The sequence below is a fragment of the Sulfurovum indicum genome (assembly GCF_014931715.1).
GTDB classification, from domain to species: Bacteria; Campylobacterota; Campylobacteria; order Campylobacterales; family Sulfurovaceae; genus Sulfurovum; species Sulfurovum indicum.
Map to the genome: position 1 here is coordinate 886,362 of NZ_CP063164.1, position 17,417 is coordinate 903,778.

Annotated in this window: 12 protein-coding genes; all 12 read left to right on the forward strand. The window is 45.0% G+C overall.

Annotated elements, in window-relative coordinates:
- The first annotated feature begins 93 nt into the window (after nucleotides 1–93).
- On the forward strand, nucleotides 94–240 hold the full coding sequence (locus IMZ28_RS04485) for a hypothetical protein (RefSeq protein WP_197549552.1): 147 nt from the start codon (nucleotides 94–96) through the stop codon (nucleotides 238–240).
- Nucleotides 241–317: 77 nt separating this feature from the next.
- Nucleotides 318–2,081: an ABC transporter ATP-binding protein gene (locus IMZ28_RS04490; RefSeq protein WP_197549553.1), complete on the forward strand. Its 1,764-nt coding sequence runs from the start codon at nucleotides 318–320 to the stop codon at nucleotides 2,079–2,081.
- A 91-nt stretch (nucleotides 2,082–2,172) separates the two neighbouring features.
- A complete protein-coding gene (locus IMZ28_RS04495) occupies nucleotides 2,173–2,937 on the forward strand; it encodes an undecaprenyl-diphosphate phosphatase (protein WP_197549554.1) in 765 nt (254 codons plus the stop codon).
- A gap of 135 nt (nucleotides 2,938–3,072) precedes the next feature.
- On the forward strand, nucleotides 3,073–4,455 hold the full coding sequence (locus tag IMZ28_RS04500; RefSeq protein ID WP_197549555.1) for a DEAD/DEAH box helicase: 1,383 nt from the start codon (nucleotides 3,073–3,075) through the stop codon (nucleotides 4,453–4,455).
- A gap of 69 nt (nucleotides 4,456–4,524) precedes the next feature.
- Nucleotides 4,525–4,767 (forward strand): OadG family protein, encoded by a 243-nt coding sequence (locus tag IMZ28_RS04505; protein ID WP_197549556.1) that lies wholly within the window; start codon nucleotides 4,525–4,527, stop codon nucleotides 4,765–4,767.
- A 13-nt stretch (nucleotides 4,768–4,780) separates the two neighbouring features.
- A complete protein-coding gene (locus tag IMZ28_RS04510) occupies nucleotides 4,781–6,577 on the forward strand; it encodes a biotin/lipoyl-containing protein (RefSeq protein WP_197549557.1) in 1,797 nt (598 codons plus the stop codon).
- Between the two features lie 2 nt (nucleotides 6,578–6,579).
- Nucleotides 6,580–7,929: a sodium ion-translocating decarboxylase subunit beta gene (locus tag IMZ28_RS04515; protein WP_232087513.1), complete on the forward strand. Its 1,350-nt coding sequence runs from the start codon at nucleotides 6,580–6,582 to the stop codon at nucleotides 7,927–7,929.
- A gap of 120 nt (nucleotides 7,930–8,049) precedes the next feature.
- The gene (gene pckA, locus IMZ28_RS04520) at nucleotides 8,050–9,642 is read left to right on the forward strand and encodes a phosphoenolpyruvate carboxykinase (ATP) (protein WP_197549558.1); all 1,593 of its coding nucleotides are present in this window, start codon (nucleotides 8,050–8,052) and stop codon (nucleotides 9,640–9,642) included.
- Between the two features lie 147 nt (nucleotides 9,643–9,789).
- Complete coding sequence (locus IMZ28_RS04525) at nucleotides 9,790–11,535, forward strand: AMP-dependent synthetase/ligase (protein WP_197549559.1); 1,746 nt, start codon at nucleotides 9,790–9,792, stop codon at nucleotides 11,533–11,535.
- Nucleotides 11,532–12,845, forward strand: coding sequence for a thiolase family protein (locus tag IMZ28_RS04530; protein WP_197549560.1), 1,314 nt, complete (start codon nucleotides 11,532–11,534; stop codon nucleotides 12,843–12,845). Before IMZ28_RS04525 ends, IMZ28_RS04530 begins: the two co-directional genes overlap by 4 nt.
- A complete protein-coding gene (locus IMZ28_RS04535) occupies nucleotides 12,845–14,974 on the forward strand; it encodes a 3-hydroxyacyl-CoA dehydrogenase NAD-binding domain-containing protein (RefSeq protein ID WP_197549561.1) in 2,130 nt (709 codons plus the stop codon). The genes IMZ28_RS04530 and IMZ28_RS04535 overlap by 1 nt, the downstream gene beginning before the upstream one ends.
- A gap of 115 nt (nucleotides 14,975–15,089) precedes the next feature.
- Complete coding sequence (locus tag IMZ28_RS04540) at nucleotides 15,090–17,417, forward strand: acyl-CoA dehydrogenase (protein WP_197549562.1); 2,328 nt, start codon at nucleotides 15,090–15,092, stop codon at nucleotides 17,415–17,417.

The following is a 17,417-nucleotide window of genomic DNA, read 5'->3' on the forward strand; positions in this document are numbered from 1 at the left end:
ATCTTTTTTCACGTTATACATGGGAAGCTGTATATCAAGAAGAAAAATGTAAAGTATTTCTCTAAATCTCTTATCACTAAAAAAGGAGTCTCTATGCCAAAAGAGAGCAAGAGGAAAGAAGAAAAGAAACAACTGAAAAGAGAGTTGGCAAATGCTGAGGAAGAAGCAGAAAAGAAGAAGAGAGAAGAAGTCTGCAATGAGAAAAGCCAAACAGCATCCTCATCAATCACCTCTGTTTAGGTGAGCGGCAAAAGAGGGTATCTCTAATCCTCTATAAACAGTATCTTGGTATAATTCCCAAAAACAGACGGATCAGAATGAAAGAGCAGTGTACCGTACGCAGCATTCTCAAGGAGCTGCTACAATATAGAAAAGAACTCATACTAGGTAATATTGTCGCCATCTCCGCTACACTTCTGGTAGTGATCATCCCTCTTTTTATCCCTATTATTGTTGATGAACTGCTGTTGGGGAAAGACCACCATTTTATCTCCTGGATATCAGAACATATCTGGCAGAGTGATACCAAAGGGTATGTATTGGGTGTATTGGCATTTATTCTGTTTCTTCGGCTTCTGAGCACTGCGCTCTCAATTCTGCAGACAAAAATATTTGTCTCTATATCAAAAAATATCACATATAAAATGCGTCAATCCCTCTTGTGGCATCTCAGGCATGTTTCACTCAAAGAGTATGAAATGATGCGGGTAGGAGCGGTCACTTCCAAGCTGGTAACGGATGTAGAGACCATAGACGGTTTCGTAAGTACAACTATCTCCAAACTCATTGTCTCAGCACTTATTCTTGTTTTCTCGTCAGTGGTACTGCTGTGGATACATTGGCAGCTTGCCCTTTTCATATTGCTTACCAACCCCATTGTGGTACTTTTTACAGTGAAGCTTTCACGTAACATTGGCAAACTTAAAAAAGAAGAGAACAAGGCTGTTGAACTCTTTCAGTCAAGCCTGAATGAAACCCTGGAGCTTTTTCATCAGATACGGGCAGCTAATAAAGAAGCCTATTTTTTTAAACAGAGTGAAGAAAAAGCGGCAGAACTCAAAGAACATTCAACGAACTACGGCTATAAAAGCGATGCTGCGATGAAGCTTTCGTATCTTGTTTTTTTGGCAGGCTATGAGGTTTTCAGAGCAGTGAGTATCCTGGCTGTTGCCTACAGTGATCTGAGTGTAGGGCTCATGCTTGCGATATTCTCCTACCTTTGGGTCATGGTCTCACCTACGCAGGATATTATCAACTTCCAGTATGTCCTTGCCACAGCAAAAGCTGCCTGTAAACGGATCAACATGCTCTTTGAGATGGAGAAGGAACCTCTGGTGAAAGAGGAGGTGAATCCTTTTGCAGCGGAAGAGGTGATTGATATTGATGTTCGTGGTCTTACATTCGGCTACCGGGAAGATAATTATATATTAGAAAATATCAATATGCATATCGGAGCCGGATCAAAAGTGGCAATTGTCGGTGCCAGTGGAAGCGGAAAGACGACATTGGCAAACATTCTTGTAGGTTTCTATCCTCTTAAAGAGGGAGAGATCTTCTATGGCGGTGTATCAAACCGCAGGTTACAACTTTCGACAATTCGTGAAAATATTTATCTTATCTTGCAACACCCTAAACTCTTTAATGATACAATGCTGTTCAATCTTACCTTAGGCAACAGCTACACTATGGAAGCGATTCAAAAAGCACTTCATATTGCGCAGTTGGATGATGTCATAGCGAGATTGGACAAAGGGCTTGAAACCCTGGTTGGGAAAGATGGCATTAAGCTTAGCGGCGGTCAGCGTCAGAGAGTTGCCATTGCCAGAATGGTCCTGAGTGACCCCAAAGTAGTGATTTTCGATGAGTCAACATCGGCACTTGACGTGCATACCGAAGCGAAACTCTTTGAAGCACTGCATGATTTTCTTCAGACCAAGACGGTCATTACTATCGCACATAGGCTCAGTACTATCAAAAGTGCAGAGCTTATCTATGTGCTAGGAGAGGGGCGGCTGGTAGACAGCGGGACACCACAGGAACTCCTTGCCAAAGATGAGAGCTATTTTAGTTCGATGATATAATTAAGGAGCGTTCACAGCGTTCAGTGTGTAGCTATGGTCTACGTGCTGAAGACTGAACATTGTACGCTTCAATTCCAAAGGAATTGATTTAATGGATATATTTCAAGCGGTAATCATCGGGATTATCGAAGGTTTTACGGAGTTTCTGCCCATCTCCTCAACAGGGCATATGATTGTAGCGGCAAAGTTTCTCGGAGTAGCTGAAACCGATCTGACAAAAGCGTATGAGGTTATTATCCAGTTTGCGGCGATTATAGCGGTCATGCTTATTTACAGAGAGAAGATCACATTTAAAAAGATCGACCTCTGGATGAAGCTTCTGCTTGCTTTTTTCCCTCTTGCCATTGTCGGTTTTATTTTTAAAGATCAGATAAAAACCCTTTTCAATGTTCAGACAGTAGCATGGATGTTCATCATAGGAGGTATTATATTTCTTATTGTGGAGTATTTCTACAAAGAGAAGGAGACTCATATCCAGGATGTAGAGAAAACAACCTATATGCAGGCACTCTGGATAGGTGTTGCGCAGATATTCTCTCTTATCCCCGGTACAAGCAGAGCAGGAGCAACAATTATAGGCGGATTGCTGGCCGGGCTGGACAGAAAAGCTTCGGCAGAGTTCAGTTTTCTGTTGGCGATCCCTGTAATGGCAGCGGTCAGCGGCTATGATCTGCTTAAGCATTATCAGGATTTTGCCGATGCAAACTGGACCGCTTTTCTTGCAGGATTTGCGGTTGCTTTTGCTGTAGCTTATGTGACGATAAAACTCTTTTTGGCATTTTTGCAGCGTTTTACCTTTGTGGCATTTGGTATATACCGGATCGTATTCGGGATAATCCTGTTGATGGTATTGTAACCGGCGGCTTATACCGCCGTTCAAAAGAGGGTTTGGATTTAATGGAACTTCCTGCAGGAAGTTCCCTCAAGTTCAAAATATTATTTTGGACAAAACTATGCAGGAGAGGTATGTATGCCTCTTCAAAGGAAGACAATGAAATTTAGTGAATTTAATTTTCACCGTGATATTGCAAAAGGGGTGAAGATCGCAGGGTTTAAAGAGCCAAGCCCTATACAAAAAATGGCAATCCCGATCATAGAAGAGGGAAAGGATCTTGTAGGACAGGCGCATACAGGTACAGGGAAGACAGCAGCATTCGGACTGCCGATGATGGATAAACTTGCACGCGGCGAGATCGAGCGTGCTTTGGTTATTACACCGACACGTGAACTTGCTACCCAGGTTTCTGATGAGCTGTATCATTTGGGCCGTTTTGCAGGGATTCGTACGTTGACAGTTTACGGTGGTGTCGGGTATGGACGGCAGATTGCCCTGATCCACAAAGGAGTACAGATCGTAGTTGCAACTCCGGGAAGACTGAAGGACCTTTACAGGAAAGGGAAGATCGATGTCTTCAATCCGGAGATCGTTGTACTGGATGAAGCTGATGAAATGCTGGATATGGGCTTCCTTGAAGAGATAAAAGAGATCTTCGAGTATATTCCTCAAAACCGTCAGACACTGCTCTTTTCTGCAACAATGCCGGAGCCGATCAAAGAGCTGGCCAACCACATTCTCTACAATCCTGAATTCATTTCAGTAATCGGTGAAGAGGATACGACCAATAATGTGATCGATCAGCGTTACTATGTGATCAATGAGAACCAGCGGGATGAAGCGATCGTGAAGCTGCTTGAAACGGAAGATACCAACAAGTGTATCATTTTCTGTCGTATGAAGCGGGAAGTAGACAGGCTGACCGAACATCTCCAGGCACTTGGCTTCAATACAGCCGGACTGCACGGTGATCTTGAACAGCAGGATCGTGAAGTGATCATCAAAGCCTACAGAAGAGGTGAAACAAAGGTGATGGTCGCAACTGACGTTGCTGCACGCGGTATCGATGTCAAAGATGTCACCCATGTCTTTAACTACCACATACCTTTCGATCCACAGAGTTATGTACACCGTATAGGGCGTACAGGGCGTGCAGGAAAGAGCGGCCAGGCGATCACACTGGTGACGACAGAAGAGTTCCGAGAGCTACAGCGTATTCAGAAAGAGGTAGGTGCCCAGATGCGTCTTGCTACGATCCGGGGAGGAGAAGGGCTTGATGCAGCAAATCTTGAATATCTTGCCGATCAGATCCGTGCACTGCCTGTCCATAAGGATGCACAGAAAGTTATCGACTATATGGGTGATATGGACAAAATGCTGATGTTGGAGAAACTTGTTTCTGTATTGCTGGATCAGGAAGAACAGACTACCGGAAGTCAGATAGGATTTGATCAGAAGAGAGTCGATGAGATGCTTGAAAGCTTTGAAAGCGAACAAAAAGTTACCCGAAATAACAATCGCCGGAAAAAGAGAAGATAATTGGCTGTTTTTAACTGCTCACAAGCAAAACTGTTTTAAAATTTGTAAACTAAATAATAAGGTGTCCATATGGAATATAGTTTAGTAGGCGAGAGTCTTAAATTCATGCTTTTGGGAATGCTTATTGTATTTGTCTTCCTTGTTCTGCTTGTTCAGATAATGAAGTTGCAGGCAAAGATCATCAATAAATATTTTCCTGAGAAAGCACCTGAAGTGCCAACTTCTTCTCCTCAAGCCGATACAACGCAGGAAGCACACCATGTTGCTGCCATTGTGGCTGCTATCGCAGAATTTCGTAAAAATAAATCGTAAACAAGGTATCTAAATGGCTAAAAAATATATTGATGTAATGGATACGACCTTCAGGGACGGGTTTCAGTCTGTCTTTGGCGGCCGTGTTCTGATGGATGACTTTTTCCCTGCTGTGGAAGCAGCGAAACAGGCGGGTATTACCCATTTCGAGTTTGGAGGCGGCGCACGCTTCCAGTCACTTTTCTTCTATCTTCAGGAGAATGCCTTTGAAATGATGGACGGTTTCAGAGAGATCGTCGGACCTGATGCGAACCTTCAGGTACTTTCCCGTGGTATCAATACAGTAATGCTTGACACGGGAAGCCGTGAAATGATCGAACTTTTTGCAAAAATGTTTGCAAAGCACGGAACAACAACGGTAAGAAACTTTGATGCACTCAATGATGTAAACAATCTGATGTATTCGGGAGAGATGATCAAAAAGCACGGTATGAACCATGAAGTCGTTGTAACCATTATGGATCTTCCTCCGGGATGCAAGGGGGCACACGATGTCTCTTTCTATGAGAAGACACTCAGAAATATTCTTGACAGCGGTATTACATTTGATTCTGTCTGTTTTAAAGATGCATCCGGAACGGCAAACCCGCATAAAGTCTATGAGACGATCGCTATGGCCAGAAAGCTTCTTGGCGACAGTGTACATCTCAGACTCCATACCCATGAGACAGCAGGTGTTTCCGTAGCATCATATCTGGCAGCACTGGAAGCAGGGGCAAACGGTATCGATATGGCTGCATCACCGGTAAGTGGAGGAACTTCACAGCCTGATATTCTTACCATGTTACATGCAACAAAGGGAACGAACTATAATCTTGGAGACCTGAAGCTTGATAAAATACTCAAGTATGAAGAGAGACTCAAAGAGTGCCTTTCTGAGTATATGATACCGCCTGAAGCGACACAGGTTTCACCTCTTATCCCATTCTCTCCAATGCCTGGAGGGGCACTTACTGCGAATACACAGATGATGAGAGATAATGGTGATCTTGAGAAGTTCGATGAAGTGATCAAGGCGATGAAAGAGGTTGTTGAACGAGGCGGTTACGGAACATCAGTTACACCAGTCAGTCAATTCTACTGGCAGCAGGCATATGCGAATGTGATGTTCGGCCCATGGAAACAGATAGCTCCGGGTTATGGCCGTATGGTACTCGGCTACTTCGGCAAAACACCTGTAGAACCTGACCGTGAGATCGTTGAACTGGCAAGTCAGAAACTTAAACTTGATCCGACAACCGAGAACCCTCTTGATATTGCAGACAGAGATGAAACAAAGTCTATTGCACACTGGACCAAAGTACTTGAAGAAGAGGGTCTGGAGGCAACAGAAGAGAATATCTTCATTGCAGCAGCATGTGATCAGAAAGGTATTGCGTTCTTGAAGGGTGAAGGCCCTCTCATGATAAGAAAAGGTAAAGAAAATAATAGTGGAGAAGGAAATATGGCAGGAAATTATACAGTAGTAGTAGATGGTAAACAGTACAGTGTTCAGGTAGCAGAGGGAAGCGGTGATGTTCAGATCACTCCTGCAGCAGCACCGGCGGCAGCTCCCGCAGCAGCACCGGCAGCGACTCCTGCAGCAGGTGGAGCAGGAAGTGTAGAGATCCACTCTCAGACTCCTGGTAATGTATGGAAGATCCTTAAAAATCCGGGTGATGCTGTGGCAGAGGGTGATGTGATCATGATCCTTGAAGCAATGAAAATGGAGATAGATATTGCTGCACCTCAGGCAGGTACGGTTAAGTCGATCAATGTGAACGTTAACGATGCGGTCGCTGACGGACAACTTCTCGCAACAATGGAGTAAGCATGAAGCTCAAACATCTTTTACTCTCCGTTCTTTTTGCATTTGCCTTTTTGACAAATGCAGCGACAGCGAGTGAACATGAAAATAGTGCGGCGGCCAAGACAACACAGGAAGAGCGAAAAGCTCATGAAGCGCAAACATATGAACCAAAGAGCGTCACACAGCTGATCGTCAGTTTTTTCCATACTACAGGATTGGATGCGATCATCAATCCCAAAGAGGGGCTGAAAAACGGTCAGGGTGTTGAAATGTCAACGTTCGCACAGAGCTGGGGACGTGTGATCATGTTCCTGGTCGTATTTATTCTTTTCTATCTTGCGATTGCAAAAGGATTTGAACCATTACTGCTTCTGCCTATTGCTTTTGGCGGATTGCTGGCAAATATTCCTATTGCAAACATGACCGGCCCTCACGGAATGCTCGGGATCATCTACAATATGGGTATTGCCAATGAATTTTTCCCTCTGCTGATCTTTATGGGTGTCGGAGCAATGACAGACTTCGGTCCGCTTCTTGCCAATCCCAAAACTGCCTTGCTGGGCGGTGCGGCACAGTTCGGAATTTTCGGTTCACTGGTAGGTGCAGCTGCGCTTTCACAGTATACAGGCATGGTAGACTTTACTCTTAAGCAGTCGGCAGCGATCTCTATTATCGGCGGTGCTGACGGCCCGACATCGATCTTTATTGCTTCTGCGCTTGCACCGGAGCTTTTGGGTGCTATTGCAGTTGCGGCTTACTCCTATATGGCACTGGTACCGGTCATTCAGCCTCCGATCATGAAGGCACTGACTACAGAAGAAGAGCGTAAGATCGTGATGACGACAAGCAGAAAGGTCAATAAGCTTGAGAAGCTGATTTTCCCGTTGGTGGTTATTATGATGATCGCTCTGATCCTTCCGGATGCAGCACCGCTTATGGGTGCCTTTGCTTTCGGTAACTTTGCCAAAGAGTCAGGTGTAGTTGACAGACTTTCCAATGAAATGCAGAATTCTCTTATCAACATTGTTACCATTTTCCTTGGTTTCGGTGTAGGGATGACGCTTCAGGCAGACAAGTTCCTTGTAGCTGAAACACTGGGGATCATGGTTATCGGTCTTCTTGCTTTTGCAGCAGGTACGGCAGCCGGTGTGATCATGGCAAAAATCATGAACAAGTTCTCCAAAGAGCCTATCAACCCGCTGATAGGTGCTGCAGGTGTTTCTGCGGTACCGATGGCGGCAAGGGTTGCAAGCAAAGTAGGTTCCGAGGCAAAACCGGGTAACATTCTTCTCATGCATGCAATGGGCCCAAATGTGGCCGGGGTTATCGGTTCGGCAGTTGCAGCAGGTGTATTATTGTCGATTTTTAAATAATTTCAAGATAGAGTAAGGCTTCTTACTCTATCATTCGCTTTAAAGAATAGGTCAGAAAAACATGATTTTTTTGACTTATGCTTTAGCATATTGAAACTACAGAAAAATAAAGAGGATACTATGAGTACCAGAACGCCCAACGGACTTGACAAGCTCGGGTTGAAAGACATAAAAGAGGTCTATTACAATCTGAGCTATGATGAGTTGCAAGCGCATGAAATCAACAGGGGAGAGTGTAAGATCTCTACATCAGGCACAGCAATGTGTGATACCGGTATTTTTACCGGAAGAAGTCCCAAAGACAAATACTTTGTAGATCAGCCGCCTTCCAATCAGCATATTGCATGGGGTGATGTTAACAGACCGATCAAAAAAGAGATCTATGAGGAGCTGCTTGACCTGACACTGACACAGCTTTCAGGGAAAAACATCTATGTAATGGATGTTTTTGCCGGTGCAAGTGAAGCAAGTAAGCGTTCGATCAGATTTGTCACAGAAGTAGCATGGCAGGCACACTTTGTAAAAAATATGTTCATACGTCCGACAGAAGAGGAATTGGAAAACTTTGAACCTGATTTTACGGTTTATAATGCCTGTAAAACTGTTGATGAAAAGTATAAAGAGCATGGACTCAACTCGGATGTCTTTGTTGTATTCAATATTGAGGACAATGTCTCCATTATAGGTGGTACATGGTACGGCGGTGAAATGAAGAAGGGTATCTTCTCCATGATGAACTATTGGCTGCCGCTTGAGGGAAAACTCCCTATGCACTGTTCTGCGAATGTCGGGAAAGAGGGAGATGTATGTCTCTTTTTCGGACTTTCCGGAACGGGAAAAACAACACTCTCGACAGATCCGAACCGTGCACTTATAGGTGATGATGAACATGGATGGGACGACAACGGAGTCTTTAACTTTGAAGGCGGATGTTATGCGAAAGTGATCAACCTTGATCCACGATCAGAGCCTGAGATCTATGGTGCTATTACAAAAGATGCACTTTTGGAGAATGTCGTTGCGGATGAGACGGGAAATGTAGACTATGCAGACGGTTCCAAAACGGAAAATACACGTGTCTCCTACCCGATCGAACATATCAAGAACCACAAGCCGGACCTTCAGGCTGGGCATCCCAAAAATATTATTTTCCTTACAGCCGATGCATTCGGTGTCTTGCCTCCGGTAAGCAAGCTGACAAAAGAACAGGCGATGTACTACTTCCTCAGTGGCTATACTGCCAAGGTTGCAGGTACTGAGCGGGGGATTACCGAGCCTGTTGCAACCTTCTCTGCCTGTTTCGGTGAAGCTTTTCTGCCATTGCATCCAACCGTATATGCTGAGCTGCTTGGTAAAAAGATCGATGAACACAATGTAAACGTCTATCTGGTCAATACAGGATGGACAGGCGGGCCTTACGGTATCGGTAAGCGTATGAGTATTAAAGATACCAGAGCATGTATAGACGGTATTCTTAACGGTTCTATCAACGATGCTGAGTTTGAAACGCTTCCGACTTTTGATCTTCAAATACCGAAAGTTCTTGAAGGTGTAAAGGACAACAATGTCCTGAACCCAAGAAATACATGGGAAGACAAAGCGGAATATGATGCAAGTCTGGCAAAGCTTGCAGCTATGTTCATTGAGAACTTCAAGCGTTATGATGACAAGGGCAGAGAGTTCGACTTTGCTTCAGCAGGTCCACAGCTTTAATCTTCTTTGGCGGGATATCTCCCGCCTCACTCTTCACTTTCATAAAATGCTCGTTTATCTTCATAGATAAAGAGATCTCTTTTCATACACAGCTACTACACACATATATTCTATACTTGTTACAGTTTGCTTCTGAAAGGAGATGCTGTGAAGGATCAATTTACCCATTTCGGAGAGCTTTACCGTTACCTGGAACTTCAGCCCCCGAAAGAGGCGTTTTTACATTACCGGGTGGAGGGTGTCTATAAAAACATCTCCAAAAGCGAATTTCTTCAGACAGTACGTTATCTTGCTCTCGCCTTCTATCAGAACGGATGGAAAGGAAAACAGATAGGTATTGCAGTGTCACCTTCCCCGTACTGGCTTATGCTTGACTATGCCCTGATGCTCAGCGGTGCGGTCAGTGTTCCCATTTTTACAAATATCTCCTCAAAGAACTTGCACTTTCAGATCATGAATGCAGATCTGGGGACTGTTTTCATAGAAAACAGAGAACAGGAAGAGCTCATCAGCCGTGCAGGAAAAGATGTGGTCAGCGTCTATCTTGAAGATATACCGAATCATAAAGTATTCAGCGGCTATGTTGAAGAGGGCAGAAAGATAGATGCACAGAACCCTTCTGTTTTTAAAACACTGATCTACCAGATAAGCCCTTTGGATCTGGCGACGATCGTTTACACTTCAGGAACCTCTGGAACACCAAAGGGTGTGGAACTGACACACAGAAACCTTATTTCCCAGATACATTCAACTGCACAGAACTACCGTTTTGACAGAGATTCTGATCTCGCTTTTTCCCTGTTGCCGCTTGCACATATCTTTGAACGAATGGTAATGCACTTTTATCTTTCCCGGGAACTCAGTATCTACTTTGCAGATGATGTTAAAAATGTAGGTATTTTACTTAAAGAGGTCAACCCTACAGTCATGACGGTCGTACCAAGGCTGCTTGAGAAGGTTTTTTTTAAAATGAGAACAAAAGCACTGGAAGGAAGTTTTCTTAAAAAGTGGCTTGTGCATCTTGCATTTTACCGTGCTACGACCAAAGATCCCTACGGAGACCTGACTCTCTTTGACAAACTGCTTGACCGTATTGTGTACCATAAACTGCGTCAGGCATTTGGTACAAGAATGCGCATGATGATCAGTGGTGGTGCGGCCCTTTCGGACAAGCTTTACCGTTTCTATCTGAATATAGGTATACCTCTTTATCAGGGCTACGGATTGACGGAGTCAAGTCCGGTTATCTGTTCCAATACTCCTGATAACAACAAGATCGGTACCTGCGGCAAAGCATTCCCGGGAGTTAAAGTCAAAGTCACCCCGGAAGGTGAACTGTTGGCATGCGGTCCCAATATAATGAGAGGATACCACAATAACAAAAAGGCAACTGATGAAGCGATCGATGAGGAGGGATGGCTGCATACGGGTGATCTGGCGAGTATTGATGAAGATGGTTATGTACGTATTACGGGAAGAAGAGATGAACTCTTTAAGACCTCTACAGGAGAATTCATCTCTTCGGTATATATAGAACAGGCATTGACGGGTAACGGATGGTTCGAGCATGCACTTGTTGTCGGTGAAGCAAAGCCGTATGTGGTAGCGCTTCTTTTTATAGAACATGACTTTTTGGAACGTCTGGCAGTACAAATGCAGACAGCACCGTCAATGATACTTGAGTCACAAAAATTTGAAACGATGGTACGCAATTTTATAGGCAGTGTCAATAAAAAGCTTAACCATTGGGAAAAGATACGAGATTACAGGGTTATCAGTGATAGGCTCAGTATAGAGGAGGGGCACATTACTCCCTCGATGAAATTGGGTAAAAAGCATTTGATGGATCTCTACCATAAAGAGATAGGTGAAATGTACAAGGGGCATCTATGAGAAACGAAAGTGTGAAAAAAAAGCAAGAGCGTATTGCGATTGTATCGGGTCTTCGTACACCAATGGCAAGGGCAGGTGGGCGTTTTGCCAAAATAGAGGCAGACAGACTGGGGGCACTGCTTTTTCGTGAACTGATGCTTCGGTCACCGATAGAGTATGAAGAGGTGGACGAGGTTATTATAGGGAATGTTGCCCAACCTATCCATGCAGCGAATATTGCAAGGGTTATTGCACTGCGTGCAGGATTCCCCGAGTCTACACCGGCTTTGACAGTGCACCGTAACTGTGCGTCAGGTATGGAGTCGATCACCACAGCTGCTTCCCGTATTCATGCAGGTGAAGGCAGCATCTATGTCTGCGGGGGTGTGGAATCAATGTCTAACATACCACTTGTCTATAATGAAAGAATGACAAGCCTTTTTAGTAAGCTGGCGGCATCCAAGACAGCTGTTGACAAAGTACGTGCTCTGTTTGGTTTTAGACCCTCTTACCTTAAACCGGTAGTAGGACTGATGTCAGGACTGACTGATCCTGTCAGCGGACTGATGATGGGTTCTACTGCTGAAGTTCTTGCACAGGATTTTGGTATCAGCAGGGAAGCACAGGATCTCTTTGCACTCCGTAGCCACCAAAAAGCACAAAAAGCAAAAGAGAGCGGGCGCTTCTCGTTGGAAAGTATGGCTGTTGTCTATGATCTTTATGAGGGTAGGTATCTGGATTATGATGATGGTATACGCAAAGCACAGACACTTGAAAAGCTCCTGGTCCTGAAACCTTTTTTTGACAAAAAGAACGGTACAGTGACAGCAGGCAACGCATCTCAGATCACAGATGCTGCTGCGGGAGTAGTGATTATGAGCGAAAGTGATGCCAGAAAACGGGGGATTGAACCTCTTGGTTACCTGCGCGACTACACCTATTCCGGGCTTGAACCCAAACGTATGGGGCTTGGTCCTGTCTTTGCAACCTATAAACTTTTTGGACAAACAGGCCTTGGAATGGATGATATGCAGATCGTAGAGATCAATGAGGCTTTTGCAGCACAGGTCATCGCATGTGAAAAAGCATTTGCATCCAAAAAATTTGCAAAGGTGCACTTTGGGGAGAATAAAGCTGTCGGTGCTATTGACCCGGATATTCTGAATGTTAACGGTGGTGCTGTGGCATTGGGGCACCCTGTGGGAATGACGGGTACGAGACTGGTGATTACTTTACTGCATGAGCTTAGACGACGCGGACTTCAACGAGGTCTGGCAACTCTGTGTGTCGGTGGCGGACAGGGTGCAGCACTTATGCTGGAGGTAAAGTGATGAACAATGTAGAGACGAAAAACTTCAAGTTCCATATGCATGAGAACGGTATAGCGACACTGATTTTCGATACCCCAGGTACGACGGTTAATGTACTGAGTTTTGAAGTGCTGTATGAATTTGATGAACTACTGAGGCAGTTTGAAATTGATAAAAGCATCAAAGCACTCTTTATTGAGAGCGCAAAGGAAGGTATTTTCATTGCCGGTGCGGATATCCATGAGATAGAAGCATTGAAAGAGAAGAGTGATATCCTGGAAAAACTGGAGCATGGACAGGCGATTCTCAATCGTCTGGAAGATCTTCCCTTCCCGACCGTTGCAGTCATAGACGGTGCCTGTCTTGGTGGAGGGCTGGAGCTGGCGATGGCGTGTGACTACCGTATCGTTTCGAATGATCCCCATACACGAATAGGGCTTCCGGAAGTGAGCCTTGGGATCATTCCCGGTCTTGGCGGTACGCAGCGGCTGCCGCTGCTGGTAGGTTTTTCCAAAGCTATAGAGCTTATTACTGCATCCAAACGTCTCAAGGGTGACAAAGCACTGAAGCTTGGTCTGGTCGATGCTTCCGTACCTTCAGGATATCTCGGTTTTAAAAAAGAGGTTTACAGCAGAGAGATACTTGCCGGCAGACTTAAAAAGAAAGCAGCCGGAAGAGAGCATGGCATCAAATGGTATGAGATGCTTTTCCCGGTCAGAATGTTCATAGGTATGATGGCACGCAGGGCAGTTCTAAAACAGACGGATGGACACTATCCTGCACCGATACGGGCTGTTGATGTAGTTGAAAAGACACTTTCCCTGCCCCTTGAAGAGGGCCTGCGCATGGAGCGGGAAGCATTTGCTCCGCTGGCCATATCAGAGATAAGTAAAAATCTCATTGGACTTTTCTTTACCTCCGAAGCATTGAAAAAAGAGCCTTTTTCTGCTGCCAAAGCGAAGCCTCTCAGGAGTGCGGCGGTTATCGGAGTGGGTACCATGGGTTCGGGGATTGCATGGGTACTGGCACAGGCGGATATCCCTTTAAGACTGGGAGCAAGGAAAATGGGAAGTATCTCCCGGGCGATAGCCAGAATGATGAATAGCTTCGAAAGTCTCAGGCTCAGAGGACGATTGACAGGGAGGGAGATAGGGCTTAAAATGGACCGGGTGACCTATGCTTCCGATATGGAAGGCTTTGAAAAGTGTGACATTGTCATTGAAGCGGTAAGTGAAGATGCTGTGCTCAAACAGCAGATCTTCTCCTCTATAGAAGAGAGGGTAGGAGATGATGCAGTCATTGTCACCAATACTTCTTCGTTGGCGATAACCGATCTGCTTAAAGAAGCAAAGTATCCTGAGCGTTTTGCCGGAATGCATTTTTTTAACCCTGTCTCCAAAATGCCGCTGGTCGAGGTGATCGCCGGAGAGAAGACATCGGATGAGACCATTGCGACTGTGGTTGCTTTGGCCAGAAGACTGGGCAAGATACCTATAAAAGTAGGTGAGTGTGCCGGTTTCCTCGTTAACCGTATTCTCCTTCCCTACCTGAACGAATCGGCAAAGATGTTCGAAGAGGGTGAAAGTATTGAGCGCATCGACAGGCTGCTGAAAGAGTTCGGTATGCCGATGGGTCCTTTTATACTTGCAGATGAGGTGGGTATAGATATCGGTGAAAAGGTTTCCAATATCCTGTATGAGGCTTACGGTGAGCGTATGTTCCCCTCTCAAATTCTTTCAACGATGGTAGAAAAAAAGTGGCTTGGCAAGAAAACGGGCAGAGGATTCTACCTGCACAAGAAGAGAAAAAGATCGGTGAATGATCTGCTTAATGTATTGCAACGACATGGTACTGCATTGGAAGAGGGTGTCATACGGGACAGAGCAATACTCATTATGGTTAATGAAGCAGCACGCTGTCTGGAGGAAAAGGTAGTTGCCAATGCACGCTACCTGGATATGGCAATGGTAATGGGGACAGGTTTTCCGGCATTCAGAGGAGGAGTGCTTCGCTATGCAGACAGCAGGGGAGCGGCAGATATCGTGGTCACACTAAAAAATCTTGAAGAGCAGTTTGGTGACCGTTTTGCACCAACGTCACTTTTGGTGAAGATGGCTGAAGAAGATAAAATGTTCTATAAAGAGGTTTAAGTACTTTACCGGTGTAGTGTTTTTTAGGACGGTTCACATACAAAAAAGTATTTTTATACTCCACACCCAATACACACCTTTGATGGTATCATCGGGTAAATAACGGAGGTACAAGATGACCGTGTTTCTTTTTATCACAGGGGTAGTGGTGCTGGCCTATTTTTCTGCACCATTGTGGATATGGTTCATCGGACTGTCTGGAGTGCTGTTCTACAGCAATGCTGCTTTATGGTGGTGGATACCTTTTATAGGTGCAGGGGCGGTATTTCTTATTAGGGAGATACGTATCAGACTTGTCACCCAACCGCTTTTTTCTATGCTTGAGTCCAAAGGTCTGCTGCCAAAGATATCTGATACAGAAAAAACGGCTCTGAGGGCTGGTGATATCTGGATAGAGGGTGAACTTTTTTCGGGAAAACCGGATTTTCAAAAGATATTTGAAAACGCTTACCCCAAACTGACGGATGAGGAGAAGGCATTCCTTGATAATGAAGTCAATGAGGTCTGTGCCATGACATCGGACTGGGAAGTCTTTGAGAACAGAGATCTTCCCAAAGAGGTTTGGGAATACATAAAAGAGAAAAGATTTTTTGGTATGATCATACCAAAAGTATATGGTGGACTCGGTTTTTCAGCCTATGCACACTCATGTGTCATCGAAAAACTGGCATCCTGTTCCCAGGTACTTGCTATTACCGTGATGGTTCCAAATTCTCTGGGGCCGGCTGAACTTCTTTTGCATTACGGATCAGTTACTCAGAAAAAACACTATCTTCCCCGTCTTGCTGTCGGAAGGGAAATTCCCTGTTTTGCGTTGACTGAACCTGAAGCCGGCTCCGATGCTGCTTCCATACAGTCTGAGGGGGTCGTATTCAGGGATGATCACGGAGAGATAAAGATAAGGCTCAATTTTGAAAAACGCTATATCACACTTTCAGCTATTGCCACAGTTATAGGGCTTGCCTTTGTACTTAAAGATCCAGAGGGTCTGCTTGGTAAAGGTAAAAAAGAGTGGGGAATCACCTGTGCACTTGTCGATGCCAAAAATGATGGGGTAGATCAGAGCAGACGGCATGATCCTCTAAGTGTACCTTTTGTCAATGCCCCGCTGCTGGGAAAAGATGTGATCATCTCTATTGATGATGTTATCGGCGGCAGGGAAGGACTTGGAAAAGGGTGGCAGATGTTGATGGAGTCACTGGCTGTTGGAAGGGGTATTTCCCTTCCTTCGACCAGTACAGGAGGTTCGAAACTTGCAACCTTCGTGGCCTCTACCTATGCGGTGGTACGCTACCAGTTCGGTCTGAGTATAGGAAAGTTCGAAGGGGTTGCCGAGGTTATCGGCAGGCTGGGTGCAAGTACCTATATGCTTGATGCTGCAAAGACTTTTACGCTTGGGGCCATAGACAAAGGGGTCAAACCTGCTGTAGCCAATGCCATTATGAAGTATCAGAGTACGGAAATATTCAGAAAAAATATAATGGATGCCATGGATATTCAGGGAGGAGCGGCTATTAGCAGAGGGCCACGGAATCTCTTGGCACATGCTTATTTCGGTGCACCTGTTGCTATTACGGTCGAAGGTGCAAATATCATGACCAGAACACTCATTATGTTCGGACAGGGAATGATACGCTGTCATCCTTATATCTACCCCCAGATAGAGGCACTTGAAGAGGGGGATATTGAAGCTTTTGATGATCTGCTCTTCTCACATATCGGGCATGTGGTCCGCAACAAGGCCAGGGCGTTGGTTCTTGGTATGACGCGTGGATATGCCTATCCTGCAGTAAGCAGAGGAAAGGCGAAACGTTATGAGCAGAAGCTGGCATGGGCTTCGGCAAGGTTCGCCTATTTGTCCGATCTAACATTGGGAGTTGTGGGAGCCTCTTTGAAAAGAAGGGAGTCTGTATCGGGACGCTTTGGAGATATATTGGCACAAATGTATCTCATTACAGCAGCACTAAAACGCTTTGATGTAGAGGGCAGACCTAAAAGCGATGAAGTCTTTTTGGAAGTTGCCGTGGAAGAGGCCTTTGGAAAAATAGACCTTGCATTTAAAGGTATCCTTGAGAACCTTCTTCCCGGAATATCCGGTATACCGTTTAGATTCCTCTCCTGGTATACAGCTATGAACCCCATGGGTAAAACGATCAAAGATACTTCTCTTCACCGTATTGCCAAAGAATTGACTGAGAATGACAGCGTACGGCAAAGGATCTGTACCAATATCTATATGGGTGAACGTCAGACACAACTCAAAGAAGCTACACATAAGATGCAGTCTGTCAAAACAGCACTGGAGAAAGAGAAAAAAGGCGAGATGCTGAGTGAAGAGGAAGCGATTGAATTGGCAGCGGCCAGAGTATTACAGCATGAGATCATTACGGTGGATTCTTTTGAGCATGATGTCTATATGGGAAGAGCAGATAAAAAGGTTTGA

Coding starts and splice junctions, on each gene's coding strand:
- IMZ28_RS04485 (WP_197549552.1), top strand. CDS start 94: ATGCCAAAAGAGAGCAAGAGGAAAGAAGAAAAGAAACAACTGAAAAGA.
- IMZ28_RS04490 (WP_197549553.1), top strand. CDS start 318: ATGAAAGAGCAGTGTACCGTACGCAGCATTCTCAAGGAGCTGCTACAA.
- IMZ28_RS04495 (WP_197549554.1), top strand. CDS start 2,173: ATGGATATATTTCAAGCGGTAATCATCGGGATTATCGAAGGTTTTACG.
- IMZ28_RS04500 (WP_197549555.1), top strand. CDS start 3,073: ATGAAATTTAGTGAATTTAATTTTCACCGTGATATTGCAAAAGGGGTG.
- IMZ28_RS04505 (WP_197549556.1), top strand. CDS start 4,525: ATGGAATATAGTTTAGTAGGCGAGAGTCTTAAATTCATGCTTTTGGGA.
- IMZ28_RS04510 (WP_197549557.1), top strand. CDS start 4,781: ATGGCTAAAAAATATATTGATGTAATGGATACGACCTTCAGGGACGGG.
- IMZ28_RS04515 (WP_232087513.1), top strand. CDS start 6,580: ATGAAGCTCAAACATCTTTTACTCTCCGTTCTTTTTGCATTTGCCTTT.
- pckA (WP_197549558.1), top strand. CDS start 8,050: ATGAGTACCAGAACGCCCAACGGACTTGACAAGCTCGGGTTGAAAGAC.
- IMZ28_RS04530 (WP_197549560.1), top strand. CDS start 11,532: ATGAGAAACGAAAGTGTGAAAAAAAAGCAAGAGCGTATTGCGATTGTA.
- IMZ28_RS04535 (WP_197549561.1), top strand. CDS start 12,845: ATGAACAATGTAGAGACGAAAAACTTCAAGTTCCATATGCATGAGAAC.
- IMZ28_RS04540 (WP_197549562.1), top strand. CDS start 15,090: ATGACCGTGTTTCTTTTTATCACAGGGGTAGTGGTGCTGGCCTATTTT.